This is a genomic window from Zobellia sp. OII3, from assembly GCF_002211465.1.
Lineage (GTDB): Bacteria > Bacteroidota > Bacteroidia > Flavobacteriales > Flavobacteriaceae > Zobellia > Zobellia galactanivorans.
Window position 1 is genome coordinate 203,375 of record NZ_MWRZ01000003.1, and the last position, 19,427, is coordinate 222,801.

Annotated in this window: 15 protein-coding genes; 9 read left to right on the forward strand and 6 right to left on the reverse strand. The window is 42.7% G+C overall.

All coding sequences use genetic code 11. The annotated features are described in order from the left end of the window. Positions 1-53: 53 nt before the first annotated feature. Positions 54-920, forward strand: coding sequence for a hydroxymethylglutaryl-CoA lyase (locus tag B4Q04_RS11720; protein WP_013994196.1), 867 nt, complete (start codon positions 54-56; stop codon positions 918-920). Here the strand turns inward: B4Q04_RS11720 and B4Q04_RS11725 are convergent. Beyond that, a complete protein-coding gene (locus B4Q04_RS11725) occupies positions 917-1,282 on the reverse strand; it encodes a hypothetical protein (RefSeq protein ID WP_013994197.1) in 366 nt (121 codons plus the stop codon). The genes B4Q04_RS11720 and B4Q04_RS11725 overlap by 4 nt on opposite strands. 315 nt (positions 1,283-1,597) lie before the next feature. Here B4Q04_RS11725 and B4Q04_RS11730 point away from each other — a divergent pair, with 315 nt between their 5' ends. The 5 genes from B4Q04_RS11730 (at position 1,598) to guaB (ending at position 9,572) form a co-directional block, all read left to right on the forward strand. After that, positions 1,598-2,821, forward strand: coding sequence for a DUF4856 domain-containing protein (locus tag B4Q04_RS11730; RefSeq protein WP_088696923.1), 1,224 nt, complete (start codon positions 1,598-1,600; stop codon positions 2,819-2,821). A gap of 110 nt (positions 2,822-2,931) precedes the next feature. Then, on the forward strand, positions 2,932-4,062 hold the full coding sequence (locus B4Q04_RS11735; RefSeq protein WP_088696924.1) for an imelysin family protein: 1,131 nt from the start codon (positions 2,932-2,934) through the stop codon (positions 4,060-4,062). Between the two features lie 3 nt (positions 4,063-4,065). After that, positions 4,066-5,433 carry an HTTM domain-containing protein gene (locus tag B4Q04_RS11740; RefSeq protein WP_088696925.1) on the forward strand — a complete coding sequence of 456 codons (1,368 nt, stop codon included), beginning with the start codon at positions 4,066-4,068 and terminating at the stop codon, positions 5,431-5,433. Next, positions 5,414-7,888 carry a TonB-dependent receptor domain-containing protein gene (locus B4Q04_RS11745; RefSeq protein ID WP_088696926.1) on the forward strand — a complete coding sequence of 825 codons (2,475 nt, stop codon included), beginning with the start codon at positions 5,414-5,416 and terminating at the stop codon, positions 7,886-7,888. The genes B4Q04_RS11740 and B4Q04_RS11745 overlap by 20 nt, the downstream gene beginning before the upstream one ends. A 211-nt stretch (positions 7,889-8,099) precedes the next feature. Continuing rightward, on the forward strand, positions 8,100-9,572 hold the full coding sequence (gene guaB, locus B4Q04_RS11750) for an IMP dehydrogenase (RefSeq protein ID WP_013994203.1): 1,473 nt from the start codon (positions 8,100-8,102) through the stop codon (positions 9,570-9,572). A gap of 32 nt (positions 9,573-9,604) precedes the next feature. On the opposite strand, the gene B4Q04_RS11755 is transcribed toward guaB, so the two are convergent. The 3 genes from B4Q04_RS11755 to lysA all read right to left on the reverse strand — a co-directional run bounded on the left by B4Q04_RS11755 (position 9,605) and on the right by lysA (position 14,155). Then, complete coding sequence (locus tag B4Q04_RS11755) at positions 9,605-12,172, reverse strand: M1 family metallopeptidase (protein ID WP_088696927.1); 2,568 nt, start codon at positions 12,170-12,172, stop codon at positions 9,605-9,607. 156 nt (positions 12,173-12,328) lie between these two features. Next, a complete protein-coding gene (locus B4Q04_RS11760) occupies positions 12,329-12,853 on the reverse strand; it encodes a thioredoxin family protein (RefSeq protein WP_013994205.1) in 525 nt (174 codons plus the stop codon). 60 nt (positions 12,854-12,913) lie between these two features. Beyond that, complete coding sequence (lysA, locus tag B4Q04_RS11765) at positions 12,914-14,155, reverse strand: diaminopimelate decarboxylase (RefSeq protein WP_013994206.1); 1,242 nt, start codon at positions 14,153-14,155, stop codon at positions 12,914-12,916. A gap of 167 nt (positions 14,156-14,322) precedes the next feature. Between lysA and B4Q04_RS11770 the strand changes: the two genes are divergently transcribed. The 3 genes from B4Q04_RS11770 to B4Q04_RS11780 all read left to right on the forward strand — a co-directional run bounded on the left by B4Q04_RS11770 (position 14,323) and on the right by B4Q04_RS11780 (position 16,959). Beyond that, complete coding sequence (locus B4Q04_RS11770; protein ID WP_088696928.1) at positions 14,323-14,961, forward strand: LON peptidase substrate-binding domain-containing protein; 639 nt, start codon at positions 14,323-14,325, stop codon at positions 14,959-14,961. A gap of 179 nt (positions 14,962-15,140) precedes the next feature. Continuing rightward, positions 15,141-16,334 (forward strand): ADP-forming succinate--CoA ligase subunit beta, encoded by a 1,194-nt coding sequence (gene sucC, locus B4Q04_RS11775; protein ID WP_013994208.1) that lies wholly within the window; start codon positions 15,141-15,143, stop codon positions 16,332-16,334. 280 nt (positions 16,335-16,614) lie between these two features. After that, positions 16,615-16,959: a hypothetical protein gene (locus B4Q04_RS11780; RefSeq protein WP_088696929.1), complete on the forward strand. Its 345-nt coding sequence runs from the start codon at positions 16,615-16,617 to the stop codon at positions 16,957-16,959. A 69-nt stretch (positions 16,960-17,028) separates the two neighbouring features. Here B4Q04_RS11780 and ald read toward each other — a convergent pair whose 3' ends face one another. Together ald and B4Q04_RS11790 are read right to left on the reverse strand one after the other, a co-directional pair. Beyond that, on the reverse strand, positions 17,029-18,114 hold the full coding sequence (ald, locus tag B4Q04_RS11785; RefSeq protein ID WP_013994210.1) for an alanine dehydrogenase: 1,086 nt from the start codon (positions 18,112-18,114) through the stop codon (positions 17,029-17,031). A gap of 122 nt (positions 18,115-18,236) precedes the next feature. Beyond that, a complete protein-coding gene (locus B4Q04_RS11790; RefSeq protein ID WP_088696930.1) occupies positions 18,237-19,388 on the reverse strand; it encodes a permease in 1,152 nt (383 codons plus the stop codon). Between the last annotated feature and the right edge of the window lie 39 nt (positions 19,389-19,427).

The following is a 19,427-nucleotide window of genomic DNA, read 5'->3' on the forward strand; positions in this document are numbered from 1 at the left end:
ATTTTGATTAGTTTTATGAGTGGTTTCTGCTGCCTCATAAGAAATGTAAGCACATGATGGAAAAGGTGAAGGTAATCGAATGTCCTAGGGATGCCATGCAAGGTATCAAACCTTTTATTCCTACCGGCGAAAAGGTAAAGTACATTCAGGCTTTGCTGGGTTGTGGTTTCGATACCATAGATTTCGGGAGTTTTGTGTCCCCCAAGGCCATTCCACAAATGGTTGATACCGCCGAGGTATTATCGCAATTGGACTTGTCGAAGACCCAGAGTAAATTGTTGAGTATCGTGGCTAACGTTAGAGGGGCCCAAGAGGCGTCGCAGCACCCCGAGATTCAATATTTGGGGTATCCTTTTTCTATATCCGAGAATTTTCAGATGCGTAATACGCATAAAACCATAGATCAGTCGGTAGAAATACTCCAAGAAATATTAAATATTGCCGACGCTTCGGGAAAAGAAGTGGTGACGTATATATCAATGGGTTTTGGTAATCCTTATGGAGATCCGTGGGATGTGGATATAGTAGGGGAATGGACCGAAAAATTGAGTGCCATGGGGGCTAAGATACTCTCGCTTTCCGATACCGTAGGTTCGTCTACCCCAGAGGTTATCAAGTACCTGTTTTCAAATTTGATTCCCAAGTATCCCGATATTGAATTTGGTGCCCATTTGCATACTACACCGAGTCGGTGGCATGAAAAGGTAGATGCCGCCTACAAATCGGGTTGCCGTAGGTTCGATGGGGCGATTCAGGGCTTCGGAGGTTGCCCGATGGCCAAAGATGAACTTACCGGAAACATGCCTACCGAGCAGATGCTTTCGTATTTTACCGCGGAAAAGGTAGATAGCGGAGTCAATTGGATGGTTTTTGAAGCTGCATACAATAAGGCTACCGAGTTGTTTTCGCAGTATCACTAGTTCTCGTTCCCTCCACACATTCGGTTCAGGTAACTATCCAAATTAAGCTGAAATAGGGTGCCTTCGACCAAGTCGTGCACGGCGTTCAATTCTTTTAGGTTCATGGCCAAGGTAATCTGTGGTGCGGGAGTGTCTAAAAGTAGCGACCTACAGGTTTCATGTTGTTGGCAATCCTTGCAAAGGGCATTGCTGTTCATCGTACACTCAATGTTCTTTTGAAACTGTACGAGTTCTTTTTCGGTCAATAAGAGACCTGTGTCCCTAAAGACGATCTGTATCTTACTGGTGTCTTTTATCGAGTTTCTTTTCCATTGAAATGCAACGCCAAAGGGGTTGTGGTATATGGGGGTAATGTCGTCCATAGTGTAATTTTTAGATATTTTGGGGTGAACATTTTATGTTATACGCTACTTTGATCAAGCCTATCCTCTCCTTGGGGTAGGGAGGGGTATGCGCCTTAAATTCTGAATCAAAAATAGTATTTTTATTTAGATTAATTATAAATAGAGTGAAAATACCCCAAATTTTTATCCCCTATTTTATTCCTCTAGGAGCGGCAAAGGCAATGAGGGTGTTATTATTTAGAATAAATAAAAATTATTTTGCACAGACAAGCTCCATGTGTTATCTTTGCCACTCAATTTAAATCAAGTCTAAATAAACATATATCCTTCATAATGAAAAAAGCCCTGTTTATATTGGCCCTTAGTTCGGCAATAGTCCTTACATCGTGTAGTTCAGATGATGATGCGTCAGGAATGGACGAAACTATAACAATCGATAATCCGGTTAGTTATTCTTTTGAGCGCGATGGCGAGTCTACCGTAAGTTTCAGTGGTCAGACCACGCGTATTAAAATGGCCCATGAGCTTTTGACCAATTTTTTGGATGAAAGTAATACGGCCGAAAGTTTGAAGGCCATGTTCGCCCATGATGATGGTGCGGCCGATTTTGAGGATGCTGATTTAAATGCTTCGGATAAAAATTTACGTAGTAAGACGGCGGCTTCTGTAGATTATTTTTATGCCAATACTACGGACCAAACCCTTATCCGTGCCGATTTTGAGTCATGGATAGAAGGCCAGGTAAATGAAGTTTTTGCCAATTGGAATGTTTCCGCGGCTGCGGGAATTGCAGGTCAATTGGCCGACGGTGAAAAAATACGTTATGTAAACGCAAAAGGTCTTGAGTACAACCAATTGTTCGCCAAAGGCTTGATAGGGGCCCTGATGACCGACCAGGCGCTTAACAACTACTTGAGTCCAACGGTGTTGGATGAATCTTCCAATCGTACCGATAACGATGCCGGAACGGTATTAGAGGGCAAGTCTTATACCAATATGGAACATAAATGGGATGAGGCCTATGGTTATGTATATGGCTTGAATGCCGATGCTTCTGATCCCAATGCCGATCTGGGAGCCGATAGTTTTTTGAACGAATACATAGGGAAACTTGAAGAGGATGCCGATTTCGCCGGAATAGCCGATGATATATTTCAAGCTTTTAAATTAGGGCGTGCTGCCATTGTAGCGGGAGATTATGGGGTACGTGATGCCCAAGCTGAGATTATTCGAGAGAAAATATCATTAGTACCTGCTGTTAGGGGGGTGTTTTATATGCAGCGTGCAAAAGCGACTTTAGCAGATGAGGTGCCTAATTACGCAAGTGCTTTTCACGCATTGTCCGAAGCCTATGGTTTTATCTATAGTTTGCGTTTTACGCGAAAGCCGGGTACGGACGCCCCTTATTTTTCAAAAGCCGAATCTGATGAGCTTTTGGAAGAATTGATGGATGATGGCGCCAATGGCTTGTGGGATTTAAAAGCGGAAACCATAGATGAGATTTCGGAAGATATCGCCGAACGCTTCGGATTTACCGTGGCCCAGGCCGCTGACTAATGGCGAGGGCAATATTAAAATTTAAGTGTTTTAAAAAAAAGCAGTATCTGTTAGGTGATAACAGGCTGCTTTTTATACTTTTGTTTAATTAGAATAAATAAAAATAAGCTATGAGGAGGTTTTTTGCCCTATTTACCGTGGCCACAATGATATGGGCCTGCAGCTCGGATAATAGTGGGGGAGGTACATCGGATGACGTAGATCCGGAACCGGTCAGTTTTGAACGAGGACCCATGTTGGCGAACTGGGCCGACAATATTATTAAACCTTCCTATGAAGCTTTTTCTAATGAAATGTCGGGTTTGCAAACGGCATTTGATACTTTCAAAGCCGATGCTACCGAAACCAACCTTGTAGCCTTTAGGGAATCATGGTTATCTGCCTATAAAATGTGGCAAAGGGTTTCTATGTTCGAGATAGGTCCGGCCGAAACGGTTGGGTTTCGCCTGAATATGAATATTTATCCTACCGATGCCGAAAAAATAGAGGGTTTTGTAGCTTCGGAAAGTTATGATCTTGGCCTTGCTTCCAACAGAAATGCCAAAGGCTTCCCTGCTTTAGATTATTTAATTAACGGCTTGGGCGATACCGATACGGATATCGTGGCAAAATATAATGGAGTGGAAAAAGAGAAGCTGATTGCTTATACAGAAGCCATTATTGCCGATATGTCAAGTCTCACATCTGGGGTACTTGCGGAGTGGGATTCAGGATATAGGGATACTTTTGTGGCAAACGACGGTGCGTCTTCGACCGCATCGGTAGACCGGTTTATCAACGATTATATTTTTTACTACGAGAAATATTTGAGAGCAGGTAAAATGGGAATTCCTATAGGTGCTTTTTCGGAAAGTGTACTTCCACAAAATGTTGAGGCCTATTACAAAGCCGATGTTTCTAACGAACTTTTTATAGAAGGGTTTGAGGCTGTACAGGATTTTTTCAATGGCGTACATTATGGAAAAACGACATCTGGCGAAAGCCTGGCGTCTTACTTGGATGCGTTGAACGAGGTTAAGGATGGTGAAGATTTAACAAAGCTAATCAACGAACAGTTCGACTTGGCTAAGACTAAGGTGGAAGCCTTGGCTCCTTTTCGTGAAGAACTTGAAGATAATGTGCCGCCCACAAATATGCTTTTGGCGTATGACGAGGTACAACGCATTGTTCCTTTGTTCAAAGTGGATATGGTTTCGGCCATGAGCGTAAGTATTGACTTTGTTGATACGGATGGCGACTAGAAAATGAACCGTTTCATAAGCAAACATATTACAGCCCCTATAGAGGCCGCCCCTTTGGCGGTCTTTCGCATTTTATTTGGTGTGATGATGTTGCTTAGTATTGTAAGGTTTTGGAGCTACGGATGGATCGAAAAATTATATATACAGCCCAAACTCTTCTTCTCATATTATGGCTTTGAGTGGGTAAAACCCTTGGGAGCTTATACCTATCTCATATTTATTATCTGTGGACTCTCGGCCATCTTTGTGGCACTGGGTTATAGGTATAGAATGGCGATTATTATGTTTTTTCTCAGCTTTACCTATATAGAGTTGATGGATAAGACCACCTATCTCAACCATTACTATTTTATTAGCCTCGTTGGTTTTTTGATGATTTTTCTTCCGGCCAACGCCTATTTTTCTTTGGATGCCAAGCTAAACCCTAAAAAAGCCTTTCAGAAGATTCCGGCTTGGACGGTCAATGGTATAAAGCTCATGCTGGGCATCGTTTATTTTTACGCGGGATTGGCCAAGCTAAACTCCGATTGGCTTTTTAAGGCCATGCCCTTGAAAATTTGGTTGCCCTCTAAATTCGATACCCCGCTTTTAGGACAGTTTTTGCACGAAGAATGGGTGCAATATGCTTTTAGTTGGTTCGGGGCCGGTTATGATTTGGCCATTCCATTCCTGTTATTGTACAAAAAGACACGCCCTTTTGCTTTTTTAATGGTGGTTGTCTTTCATGTAACGACACGGGTGCTCTTCCCTATAGGCATGTTTCCATATGTCATGATAGTCTCTACATTAATATTCTTTGATTCATCTTTTCATCATAAGCTCTTGAGCTATGTTAGTGGTCTTTTCCGAATACACAAAAATCGCTTTGATAACGGTCAGGTCTTGGTTTTCGCCTCGAATGTTAAAACGAATTCCAAATTGGTTTTAATGGCCGTCTTTTTTGTGGTGCAATTGCTGATGCCCTGGCGCTACCTGGCGTATCCAGGGGAATTGTTTTGGACGGAAGAGGGGTATCGTTTCTCTTGGCGGGTGATGCTTATGGAAAAATCGGGCTATGCCCAGTTCAAAGTAGTGAGCAAAGATTCGGGGAGGTGGTTTTATGTCGATAATTCCGATTTTTTGACACCCTTTCAAGAAAAACAAATGTCTTTTCAACCTGATTTTATATTAGAATATGCACACTATCTGAAAAGACATTTTGAAAAAGATGGACACAAAAATGTGCAAATATTCGTCGATTGCCGCGTGGCCTTGAACGGAAGGTTAAGTACTACCTACATCGACCCAAAAGTAGACCTTGCCCAAGAGCGGGAGTCGTTTGAACATAAAAGTTGGATAATACCTTTTACTGATGAAATTAAGGGAATTTAGTATCGTATTCATAGTATTCTTAACCTCGTTTTCCGGCTTTTCGCAGATTACGATTTCGGGTAACGTAACCGATGAAAAGGGGAAGCCTGTTCAAGATGCAGAGGTGTATTTAAAAGAGGTGCAACTTCTAAAAACTACCGATGCCGATGGTAATTTTGAGTTTTCCAATATTACCGGAGGTAAGTACACCGTAGTAGTCTTCGCTTTTGAATATGATGTATATGAAAAGGAATTGACCTTTGATTCCGCTTTTAATCTCAGTGTTCAACTCCAGCGTATAAAATCACAAGAACTTTCAGAAGTGGTTCTGACCGAAAGAAGGGAAAAGGTATTCGCTTTAAAGCAATTAAAAAAGGTGGAAGGCACCGCTATTTATGCCGGTAAAAAAACAGAGGTCGTGCTTATGGAGGGCCTTACCGGAAACCTTGCGGCCAACAATGCCAGACAAATCTATAGCCAGGTTGTGGGGCTAAATATTTATGATAATGGCGATGCCGGTTTGCAGCTAAATATTGGAGGTAGGGGGTTGGACCCTAATAGAACGGCTAATTTCAATACACGCCAGAACGGTTATGATATTAGTGCGGATGTGTTGGGTTACCCGGAAAGTTATTATACCCCACCTGCGGAAGCGCTTGAGGAAATTCAAGTAGTACGTGGTGCGGCTTCTTTGCAATACGGGTCTCAATTTGGGGGCTTGATCAATTTTAAGTTTAAAAAACCAAATCCGAATAAGGAGATAGAACTTATTTCCCGTCAGACCGTCGGTTCGTACAATCTGTTTACAAGCTTCAATAGTTTAAGTGGTACGGTGGGTAAATTCAGTTATTATACTTATCTCAGCTATAAAGATGGAAATGGCTTCCGCCCGAATTCAAATTTTAACAGCAAGAACTATTTCACACATTTAGCTTACGAGATTTCCAATAAAACCAAAGTAAGCTTAGAGACTACTTTCTTGCATTATTTAGCGAAGCAACCAGGTGGTTTGACCGATGCCCAATTTTATGAAGACCCAAGGTTTAGTAATCGTGAAAGAAACTGGTTCGAAGTAGATTGGAGACTATATTCGTTTCGTTTGGATCACGCCTTTTCCCCAAAGACAGATTTTAGTCTCAATATTTTCGGTTTGAATGCCTCGCGTAGGGCCTTGGGTTTTCGTACCAATAGGGTTTCCCAAGATGATATTACAACTGGACCACGGGAATTGTTAATCGATGATTTTAGCAACTGGGGTGCAGAAGCAAGGGTGTTGACAAGGTATAATTTGGCGGGTACCGAATCGGCCCTTTTATTAGGTTCTAAAGTTTATAAAACAAATAATGACCAAAGGCAAGGACCGGGCTCTGCAGCTGCGGATGCCGATTTTAATTTTGCCGATGCCAGTTTTCCAAACTACGAAAGACAGTCTCAGTTCAATTTCCCGAACTTCAATGTGGCTTTGTTTGGGGAGAACATATTCAACCTTTCAGATAAATTAGCTTTAACTCCTGGGTTTCGTTTGGAGCATATTAAAACAGAAAGTATAGGTAGTTACCAAGAGATTACCTTAGACTTGGCGGATAATCCATTGCTAAATAGGGAGGTAGAGGATAATAGGGTTTTTGATAGAACCTTTGTTTTGTTGGGACTTGGAGCAACATATAAGCTGTCACCTAGTGTAGAATTGTACGGGAATTTTTCGCAAAACTACCGTTCCGTAACCTTCAGTGATATACGGGTGGTGAATCCTTCTTTTCAAGTAGATTCAAATATTTCAGATGAAGATGGCTTTACCGCAGACTTTGGTGCCAGGGGAAGATTTAAAGATGCGCTATCGTATGACATAAGTATATATGGGCTCTATTATGATAATAGGCTAGGAGAAATATTAAAAGAGGAAACCCAGGTTAACGCGGCCGGAGAAGAAGTTTCAACGGGAAGATTATTAAGGGCAAGAGGCAATATAGGTACCGCGTTTATTTATGGTTTGGAAAGTTTTGCGAACTGGAGCTTAAAGGAAACCTTCTTTCCGCAATCGGAAAAAGTGAAATTGAATTACTTTGCCAATGTGGCCATTACTAAATCGGAATACCTTTCTTCCGAACGAAACAATGTAGAAGGCAAGGAAGTGGAGTTTATTCCAAAAGTCAATCTTAAGACGGGATTAAACTTTGGTTATGATAACCTTTTGGGAAGCCTTCAGTATACTTATTTTGCCGATCAGTTTACCGATGCTACCAATGCGCCACAAGACGTAAATGATAACCAAAGAGGGATAGAAGGGGTGATTCCTGCCTATGATATTTTAGATTTCTCGCTCTCGTACACCTATAAAAAATGGAAGTTGGAAGCGGGCGTCAATAACCTTTTAGATAATTCATATTTTACCCGAAGGGCTACAGGTTACCCGGGGCCAGGTATTATTCCATCCGAACCGAGAACATTTTATACAACGCTTCAGTTCAAATTGTAGGGTGCTTGCAAAGGGTTTCAAGGGGGTATTTTGGGGTTTTTCAGGATGTGGGTACGAAAAAAGGTAAGATCATTTTCGTTTTATGGGGATATCACCTCAAAGCCTGTGGGCAATTTCCGAGTAAATAGTTTTAGTCATATTCCCCTAGGTCAATAGACTGAATAACAAATTAATTTCACTACATTTGCACGCAATTAAATCTTTAATTGCTATGCAAGCCCACCTAAACAAAATCGTTGGAGAAGGTCTCACTTATGATGACGTACTCCTAGTCCCCGCCTTTTCAGAAGTCCTCCCTAGAGAGGTAAATATTCAAAGCAAGTTTACGCGTAACATTACGATCAATGTCCCGGTTGTTTCGGCCGCCATGGATACGGTTACCGAGTCGCGTATGGCCATTGCCATTGCCCAAGAAGGGGGTATTGGGGTGCTTCATAAGAATATGACCATCGAGCAACAAGCGGTAAAGGTGCGCAAGGTAAAGCGTGCAGAAAGTGGAATGATTATCGATCCGGTTACATTGCCCTTGAATTCTTTTGTGCGTGATGCCAAGGCGAATATGAAGGAGTATAGTATCGGTGGTATCCCCATAGTTGATGATGAAGGCAAACTGATCGGTATCGTTACCAATAGGGACCTTCGTTTTGAGAAAAACAACGACCGTCCGATTTCCGAGGTAATGACCTCTAAAAATTTGGTTACGGTGAGTGAGGGTACTTCATTGGAGCAGGCCGAAGACATTCTTCAAGAGAATAAAATCGAAAAATTACCGGTAGTCGATAAGGATAATAAGTTAGTGGGACTTATCACGTTTAGGGATATCACAAAACTTACCCAGAAACCTATAGCCAATAAAGATACGTATGGAAGGTTGCGCGTAGCGGCTGCCATAGGGGTAACTCCCGATGCGGTCGATCGGGCGGAGGCATTGGTAAATGCAGGTGTAGATGCCGTAGTTATTGATACGGCCCATGGCCATACCAAAGGTGTGGTGGCTGTTTTAAAGGAAGTAAAAAAGAAATTTCCGGACCTTGATGTTATCGTAGGTAATATTGCTACGGGCGAGGCCGCCAAATATTTGGTTGAAGCTGGGGCAGATGCCGTAAAAGTGGGTATCGGACCGGGTTCCATTTGTACCACCCGTGTAGTTGCAGGGGTAGGTTTTCCTCAATTTTCGGCTGTACTCGAAGTTTCCGCCGCCATCAAAGGCTCCGGTGTTCCGGTAATTGCCGATGGTGGAATCCGTTATACTGGTGATATCCCAAAAGCTATCGCCGCCGGTGCCGATACGGTTATGTTAGGGTCCCTATTGGCAGGAACTAAAGAATCTCCTGGGGAAACCATTATCTATGAAGGACGAAAATTTAAATCGTACCGAGGTATGGGTTCTGTTGAAGCTATGAAAGAAGGTAGTAAAGACCGTTACTTTCAAGATGTGGAAGATGATATTAAAAAACTGGTGCCAGAAGGTATCGTAGGTCGCGTACCTTACAAAGGGGAACTTTATGAAAGTATCCATCAATTTGTAGGGGGGCTTCGTGCCGGCATGGGATATTGCGGGGCAAAGGATATCAATGCCTTAAAAGAAAACGGTCGTTTCGTTAAGATTACCGCTAGTGGTATTAACGAAAGCCATCCTCATGATGTGACCATTACCAAAGAATCACCTAATTATAGTAGGTAAGTTTATGCGGGGGGCGGTCGCTCCCCGCAACTTTATTCTTTTTCTTCTTTATTTCGTGACTGTACCCGGTATAAATCGTCAGAGGCTTGCATCAGCTTGCCCAACAATGTAGGTTCTAAATTCGGGTTGTCACTTAGGAATTCCTTTAAAATAGTATAGGCTTCGGCAGAAGTGTGTTTGCCGATGGTGTTGCTGAGCCATCCTTTCGGAAAGAAAATATCCCCTGTTTTTTGAATCTCTTCCAATAGATCAAGGCTCGCCCTTAGATTTACAAGTCTTTCCTTTGCGCGCAAGGGGTGGTTCAGGTAGGCCAAGGCCTGCAAGACCCAAGATTCCTTCTGTCGGTTCCCCTCGTCTGTAAGGGAGTCGAAAAAACGATTCCTAACGGTTTTGTCTTTCGATAGGGAAGGGAGAAGGAAGTTGAACTCCGCCAGTTTATCGGGATTGTCGATGGCTTTTTTAGCCTGCTCTATAATGCTTTTAGAATCGGAATGGCCGAATAGGGCCAATCGCATTGCCATCTTTGTATAATCGTCTTGGTTGAGCTTTAAGTTGGGTATAAGGAGGTCTTTGTGCCAAACTTGGTACAATTGTTCTTTCGATTCTTCGGAATAGGCCACTGAGCCAAAAGTTGAAAATAGACTTTTTTTAATATTGGCCGGAAGTTCAGACTGCAACTGCGACCAAAGTTGATCGGCAAGCCGTGGTTGGTACCTTGTTCTTTCGTCTGGGCTAAGGTACTTCCAGAAGATAGTGGTCGTATAGCCGGAAAGTAAATTGACCAATAGCTCATTTTTTTCGCTAACTAGTTTTTGACCGAAAAAATCCAGTAAGGTTGTAGGGGAGAGGGCACCGTTTAAAGTGTTCTCATAAGTATTGATATACATATAGCCCCGGGCTACGTCATCTTCGATTGTGAGGTCGGTTTTTGTGTTGTGGATAGGAAAAACCCCATAGCCCATGCCATTGGAGTTGTAAATGATCGATATGGGTTTTGGCTTACCTATGGCTTCGGGAAGGTTGATACTGCTTCCGTTCATATCGACTAAAACCTTTTGTAGACTGTCTTTATAGACCAAGGTCAGTTCAAAGGTTTGGGGCCATACATGGTAGCTGTTGTCTTCGGCGGTCTGACTTATTTCAAAGGAAGATATGTTCTGGTTGGCATCATAGACAATTTGTTCGTGAAATATAGGGCGACTAGGACTGTTCACCCATACTTCGCTCCATTCTTCAATGTCTATGTCCGATTTACCGTCAAGAATATGAACAAGGTCGCTCCATTCGGCATTGCTGTTCTTGTAAGTTGTAATATATTCCTGTATCCCCTCCTGAAAAGCCTTTTTTCCTATAAGGGCTTCTAACTGTCGCATCATTATCGGGGCTTTGCTATAGATGATGCTTCCGTATAATGAACCTGCATTGTTGAGGTTGTCGAGTTTTTGGCGAATTGGGTTTGAGCCCTGGGTTCTGTCTTCGCTGTAGGCCCTAGGGTAATGGGTGGTCATAAATGAAAGGTCGTGGTTGATGTCCGGAAAGGCCGGATTCGCTATTTTATCGGCAATAAAATTGGCAAAGACTTCCTTCATCCAGACATCGTTGAACCAGTTCATGGTGACTAAATCGCCGAACCACATATGACTGGTTTCGTGCGCTATAAGTTTTAGTCGTCGCAGTTTCTGGTTTTTTGTGGAAGTCGTGTCGAGAAATAGGGCTTCTTCTTTGTATTGAATTGCTCCTACATGCTCCATTCCGCCGTATTGAAACCCGGGGATGGCGGCAAAGTCGAGTTTTTGGAAGGGAAATGGATGATGGGTATAGTCTTCTAAAAAGGATATGGATTGCTGGTGTAGACGAAAGATCGTATCGGTGCTGTAGGCGACCTTGTTATCGTCGGTTTCCCTGTATAATAGAGTCATGTCGAATTTACCCGGATTTTTGCGGGTGGTTTTGAATTTGCCGGCTACAAAAGAAAATAGGTAGGTACTCATTTGGTCCGACGGGCCAAAATAGTGCTTGCTGAATCCGTTAATTTCCTCTTTTTTGATTTCGGGCGCCCCGCAGAGCACGGCCCAATCTTTGGGTGCGGTAATTTCCATGGAGTAGGTGGCCTTGATATTCGGTTGGTCAAAACACGGGAAGAGGGTTCGCGCACGGTCGGGTACTAAGAGTGTATATAGGTAGTCTTCATTGCGGTTCAGTGAAGATTCGCCGGCCGTAAATGCTATTTCTATGGTATTTTTTCCAAGTTTGAGGTGCTTGGCAGCTATGGAGATGTGCTCTTTTTGATGGACGATTGGAATGGTCTGCCCATTGGCTTGAATCGATTTTAAATGGTCGCTTTCTTCTTTGAAATCTAAATATAAAGGCGCGTCTAGGTTTGAAATTTGCAAGCTCAGAAGGAGTTTGGAGGTAATAGGTGCCGTCTTTTCTGCTGGAATTTGAAACTTGAGTCGGTACTCGACCTCGGAAACTTGGTCTTTTCTGTAATTTGCCAATTCCAAGGAAACACCGTTTGTCAACTCGGGCAGATGGTTTTTGGGCTCTTTGCACGAAAAGAGGAATAAGCCGGTAAGGGCTGCGATAAAGAATATTTTCATGAACTTTTGAAATTCGCGATTTGCTATGGGAAAATGAAAGTACTCAAAAGTAAAAACGAATACAAGTAGATAGGGTATCTAAGTTTTAAGGCATAAAAAAACCCGATACCGTTTGAAGTGGTATCGGGTTTTATACAATCTTATCGTTATGGTTCTTTACTTTCCTTCTCCGGCGTAAGTCTTCCAGTCTTGTTCTTTATAAATGTTGTCGCCAAAGTATCTGGCAATACTCAAGAAAGGCTCGGGTTTTTGATATCCGGGCACGGGCGAAAGCATGTTCATTTCCTCGTCAAGGAAAATCGTAGTCGGATAACTCAACCGTCCCTGCATTAGGGCTGCTGCAAATTCGTGATAGCCTTTTCTTCCAGAGGGAACGAACTTGTAGGTCTTTCCCTTGAACTCTATGGGCTCTTTGCCCTCACCATCAAGTTTGACCATGTAAAAGTTCTCCGCCATATAGGCAGCGACCTCTGAATTTTGAAAGGTATCTTTGTCCATCTTCTTGCACCAACCGCACCAGTCGGTATAGACATCGATAAATATTTTCTTAGGATTTTTTTCGGTAGCCACCAATTCGGCAGCCTCGTTCCAACTTAACCATTGTACTTCTTGCGCACTCAGGGTTAGGGCCGATAGTCCCATAAAAACAAAAAGGATGGTTTTCAAGGCAGATACTCTCATGTTACTTTTTTCAATGGTTAGTCTAACAACTATACCAAAACTAACGAAAATACCTGATCTTTATTTTGCTAGGGCCTTTTCCTTTTTCTGAGCGAAAAGGTCTTTAACGTCGATTTGGTGCTTGACGAGGTCTTCAAAGGTTTCGCGTTCTCGGATCAAGATCGCTTTGCCTTCGTGCCACAGTACTTCTGCCGGACGGAATCTGGAGTTGTAGTTGCTCGCCATGGTAAAACAATATGCTCCTGCATTCTTGAAACAAAGAATGTCGCCTTCGCTTATTTCGTTGATCCTTCTGTTGCTGGCAAAGGTATCGGTCTCACAGATATAGCCTACTACAGAGTAATAGCGCTCCCTGCCCGTAGGATTGGATATGTTGATGATACGGTGCGTAGCCCCGTATAGCATTGGACGGATCAAATGGTTGAACCCAGAATCTATACTGGCGAAAACCGTTGAGGTCGTTTGCTTCACTACATTGACCTTGGCCAGAAAGTGACCCGCTTCGCTTACCAAGAACTTACCGGGTTCAAAGGCAAGTGTTAATTCTTTACCGTACTCTTTGCAGAATTCATTGAAGCGCGAACCTAGTTTTTTGCCCAATTCCTCTACGTTGGTCTCGATATCGCCTTCTTTGTAGGGTACTTTAAAACCGCTACCGAAGTCTATGAAATCTAAATTCTTGAAGTTTTTGGCGGTTTCAAACAAGATTTCCGAAGCGTATAAAAATACATCGATATCAAGAATATCGCTTCCGGTGTGCATGTGAATTCCGTTGATGTTCATTTTGGTCACCTCTACAATGCGCAATAAGTGCGGAATCTGGTGAATGCTGATACCGAATTTGGAATCAATATGGCCTACGGAAATATTCGAGTTACCACCCGCCATTACATGGGGGTTGATCCGAATACAAACGGGTACATTAGGATGTTTGCTGCCGAATTGCTCTAAGATGGAAAGGTTGTCTATATTGATACGGACACCAAGTTTGGAGGCCTCTTCGATCTCTTCCAGGGAAACCCCATTGGGCGTAAAAATTATCGATTCAGGTTTGAAACCGGCAAGTAGGCCCAATTGAACCTCTTGAATGGAAACAGTGTCAAGTCCGCTACCCAAACTATTCATCAATTTGAGTATGGCCACATTGGACAATGCCTTGGCCGCGTAGTTCAATTTTAGTTTCTTTACGCTTCCAAAAGCATTTGTTAGTCGTTGAAACTGAGAGATTATTTTTCCCGAATCGTAAACGTAAACGGGGTCTCCAAAGGTTTTTGCTATATTGAGCAAATCAGTATGATTCATAATACTTCAGTATTTGGTGCGAATTTAACCCGATTAAGCGTTATGAGCAAAAAAAACAAGCACAAATATAAAAAATACAACAAATTGTTATTTTTGAAACATGTGTTGAATTTTATTATTTGTGATTCTTCATTTGAGTTGTACTTTTAGCCTAAATATTTTGCATCATGAGACTGCCCTTATTTCCTTTACAATCCATTTTTTTTCCTGGGGAAACCGTACCCCTGCATATTTTTGAAGACCGGTATAAACAACTTATTTCCGATTGTAGGAAGGAGGCCTTGACCTTTGGGATCCCGGTTTATATCAATAACGGTATGACCTATGGAACCGAAGTACAATTGGTGGAGATAGTCAACTCTTATGACAACGGGGAGATGGATGTGACCTGTGTCGGTCGTCAAGTGTTCCGAATATTGAGTTTTGAGAACCAGATGCCCGGCAAGCTCTACGCTGGCGGTACCGTAGAATTTCTTGACAGTGTAAACGATGCCGATAAGGCCTTAAAAAAAACGGTACTGGACCAGATATATCGATTGTACGACCTTATGGGCGTGTCGTATGCGCCCCTGCCTCTCGAGAAGTTCAACAGTTATGTCTTGGTGCATAAAATGGGACTCTCGTTCGAGCAGGAATACGAGCTTTTACAAATGCCTAGGGAAAGTGACCGCATGCTTTTTATGCAATCGCATTTGGAGTCTACGATTGCTATGTTGAACGAGGTGAACCGTACGAAGAAAACTATTGAAATGAACGGGAACTTCAAGAATTTCGACCCATTGGATTTTAAGGACTTCAATTTGTAATCGTAGTTTTAAATTGAAATTCATGTAGTTAAACGAAGTGTTTTGCTTCGTTATATACCTGAATTTTATCCGACTCCTTAGGAACTTCAAAAATTGTTAAGCAACTAACTCCATAATTCATTAGTCTAAATGCCGTGGGTTTGCTATTTTTGCTTTCGAATCTAAATATACCTTAATATATGAATCTTCACGAGTACCAAGGAAAAGAGATTTTGGCCAGTTTCGGTGTGCGCATTCAGCGCGGTATAGTGGCCCATAATTCAAAGGAAGCGGTTGAGGCTGCAAAACAATTGACTGCAGAGACCGGAACCGGATGGCACGTAATAAAGGCCCAGGTACATGCGGGCGGCCGTGGTAAAGGTGGAGGTGTAAAATTGGCCAAAAACCTAAAGGAAGTAGAAGAAATTGCAGGAAACATTATTGGAATGAACCTGGTTACCCCGCAGACATCTGCAGCGGGTAAAAAGGTACATCAAGTTTTGGTCGCCGAAGATGTTTATTATCCAGGTGATAGCGAAACCAATGAGTTCTATATGTCCGTACTTTTGAACAGGGGGACCGGAAGAAACATGATCATGTACTCTACTGAGGGAGGAATGGATATCGAAGAGGTGGCCGAGAGCACTCCACATCTTATTTTTACCGAAGAGATTGATCCTGCTACAGGTCTTTTGCCTTTCCAGGCACGAAAAATAGCCTTTAACCTAGGTCTTTCGGGTACGGCGTTCAAAGAGATGACAAAGTTCGTGTCCGCCTTGTACAAAGCATATGTAGAGAGTGACTCCAGTATGTTCGAAATCAACCCTGTGTTAAAAACATCGGATGATAAGATTATGGCCGTAGATGCCAAAGTGTCTATCGATGACAATGCGCTTTTCCGCAGAAAGCAATATGCCGAAATGCGTGATTTGCGAGAAGAGAACCCTATTGAAGTAGAAGCCCGTGCAGTAGGCCTTAACTATGTTGACCTTGACGGAAACGTAGGTTGTATGGTTAACGGAGCCGGATTGGCAATGGCAACTATGGATTTGATAAAAATGGCAGGTGGTGAGCCCGCTAACTTCTTGGATGTTGGTGGTACGGCCGATGCTAAAAGGGTAGAGGAAGCTTTCCGAATTATCTTAAAGGACGAAGGTGTTAAAGCCATCCTTATCAACATATTCGGAGGTATCGTTCGTTGTGACCGTGTAGCACAAGGTGTTGTTGATGCATATAAGAACATGGGTGACGCTATCAAAGTGCCGATCATTGTTAGACTACAAGGTACTAATGCGGAACTTGCCAAGGAAATTATCGACAACTCTGGTTTGGCCGTACACTCAGCCGTTCAGTTTCAGGAAGCTGCCGATAAGGTTAAGGAAGTTTTGAGTTAGTATTCAATACGATATAATTTAAGGAAAGGGGCGAATATTCATATCGCCCCTTTTTTATGTCTTGCATTTCGTTCCTTGGCGCTTACATACGACCGTTTTTAAGAATCAGCTAGCTTTAGGTCGTGCCAAAACCTAACATATCGTTAGATTTTACACCTGTTTTATGACATTAATGTTTTGTAGTGTTAAAATTTGGTAAATTGTGAATATGCGTGCTCTATTTTATGATATCTTTAATTTGAATTAGCGAACGGATTTTTACATTTCAAACCAAAATATCATGAAAAAAGCAGTTTATACCTTGGTCTTGGTAATGGCGTTGGGTATCAATTACGGTATGGCCAACACCCCTGTAGAACACAAACCTAAAATCTCAAAGGTACTTACTTCCCAAATTTACCAGATGCTTGGTGAATACGAGGTGCCAAATGACATTAGAGGTGCCAAGGCCGAAGTACGTGTGGCCGTTGATAAAGGCAATTACTTGAGAATTTTATCCATTGAGACCGATAATGCCCAATTGGATAAATATATTAGAAGTGCAATTGATTTTGAGCGGCTTGCAAAGGGTTCGTTTGAACAAGGTGTAGTCTATCGTATTCCGATAGAAGTAGCAAAAAAATAGTTTTCCATTCTTTGGAAACGTAAACGGCCACTCTTAGAGTGGCCGTTTTTTTATTGGGTATTCCTAAGTTTAGATTTGAAAGGCTTCCTTGATTTCGTCATAAACGATTTCCCCTTCTACGATGTTCAGGCCTTTTTGTAGGCAGGCATCCTTTTCGGTGGCCTTTTGCCATCCGAGGTTGGCCAGTTTAATGACATAGGGTAGGGTTACATTGGTCAGGGCCATGGTTGAGGTATGTGGTACTGCTCCCGGCATATTGGCCACACAGTAATGTACAACATCATCTATAATATATATGGGGTCTTCGTGCGTGGTAGGTTTCGTGGTCTCGACACAACCTCCTTGGTCTACGGCCACATCGACAATAACCGTTCCTGGGCGCATTTCCTTTAGCATGTCCTTGGTAATCAAGTTGGGGGCTTTCGCTCCTTTTAGCAATACACCACCAATAATCAGGTCGTGGGTCTTGATATGCTTTCTGATATTGAATTCGTTCGAGAATTCGGTGACCACATGAGGGGGCATTACATCGTTTACGTAACGCAAACGCTTCATGTTGATATCCAAGATAGTGACGTGGGCGCCAAGTCCCGCCGCCATTTTTGCGGCCTGAATACCGACTATTCCTGCACCGAGGACCAGTACCCTGCCTGGGGCTACACCGGGTACACCACCTAAAAGAACGCCTCTTCCCTTTACGGGCTTCTCCAAGTATTTGGCCCCTTGTTGAATGGCCATTCTACCGGCTACTTCAGACATGGGGGTCAATAGAGGTAGGGTGCCTTCATCGTCTTCCACTGTTTCGTAGGCGATACATATCGATTTGCTTTTGATCATGGCCTCGGTCAAGGCTTCGCTAGAGGCAAAATGAAAATAGGTGAATACAATCTGTTGTGGTTGTACCAAGGCGTACTCTACCTCCGTAGGTTCCTTTACTTTTACGATCATCTCACTGATGCCGTAGACTTGGCCTATGGTGTCTAAGATAAGGGCCCCGGCTTTCTTGTAGTCGTTATCAAAAAATCCACTGCCTTCGCCTGCAGTGGATTGGATGTATACGGTGTGGCCGTATTTGGTAAGTTCGTAAACACCTGCGGGGGTCATACCCACCCGGCTTTCATTGTTTTTTATTTCTTTAGGGATGCCTATTTTCATAGTGAACGGGGGCTTAAGATTAAAATGTGACTCTAAATAATGCAGGGGCGACTTTTAAAAGGCCCCAGTGAAAATAACTTAAATTAAGGAAAACGAACCATTTGGGGCTAAAAGAGTTTTTTTTAACTTTCTTCCGATGACCTGTGATTGGTGTTAAGACCAACATATGTGCCGTATTGTCCTGATATTTCGGGACTTTCGATTCTTTTGACTTTTTTAATGGCGTATGGAAGAAACGAGACTATGGTCATACCAGCTCCTATCAACAATAAGGTAAGCGGGCTAACAAATACTTCGCTAAACGAGAATATGCCGATTACCAAAATAGTGGAGAAGGGAAGGGAACAGGCCAAAATGTTTACGGCAAAGTTGATATCGAAGGTCGGTTCGGTCTGTTGGTCGTTCTCTTCCATGCTGCTAACGGCGCTCATATGGGCAAAGGGCCAAAAGCTGCAGGCACTTTGGGGGAATACTACCAACAAAAGAACCAGAGGGGCCGCTAAGGTGGGAAGCAATAATACGAATATACCTGAGATAAGGAAGGTAATGCCCGATCGGCGTACCAAAAGCGATAGGATGAGTCCGAATTCACCGGATTTTATACGTACGGCCATGCCGATGAACAATAACACCAAAGGCGTCATGAGTGTCTTCACGCTTAACACCGTATTTTTTAGAAAAAGTGGTAGGGAATCGAGGTTTAGCCCGAAAGCCAAAAGGAGGAGCCCAACGATCAAGACAAGGTTGATGGGTTCTTTGAGCAGTGAAAGGCCTAGACTTTTTAGTTTATTTGAAGTAGAAGGCTTGCCTTCTTGGGCCGAACGAAGATGGTACCAGTTCATGGCGAGCATATAGAGCATAATAAGTACGAAAATTTTATTGCCCACATCGGCCAGTGCCGCCAATGCCAAAGAATCGTCACCTAGGTATATGGCCAAGAAAGGAAAGCAGGATAGTCCGGGTGCCAATGAGGGGAGCAACATCATTATCGTGCGCTTTTTTGCACTTTGCTCTTTTGATAATGATATGCCGAGTATGTATTTTGATGCGGCCAGCATGATCAAGTTGAATGCCAGGGCCAGTACAGGGAATATTAAAAGTGAGCTGTCAAGTTTTATTTTTAATAAGGCAACGAATATCACAGCGGGCAGGGCTATACTGAGTATGAGTACTTTAACCCCTTTTAAATCCTGTTTCGCTACCTTTTTTTGTAGTAGGAAGCCCAAACCAATTATGAGTAATAGTTCTAAAGTGTTTTGAAGGGCGAAATTCATGAGTAAGCAGTTTAAGGTTATTGTTTAGTCTGTAAGTGA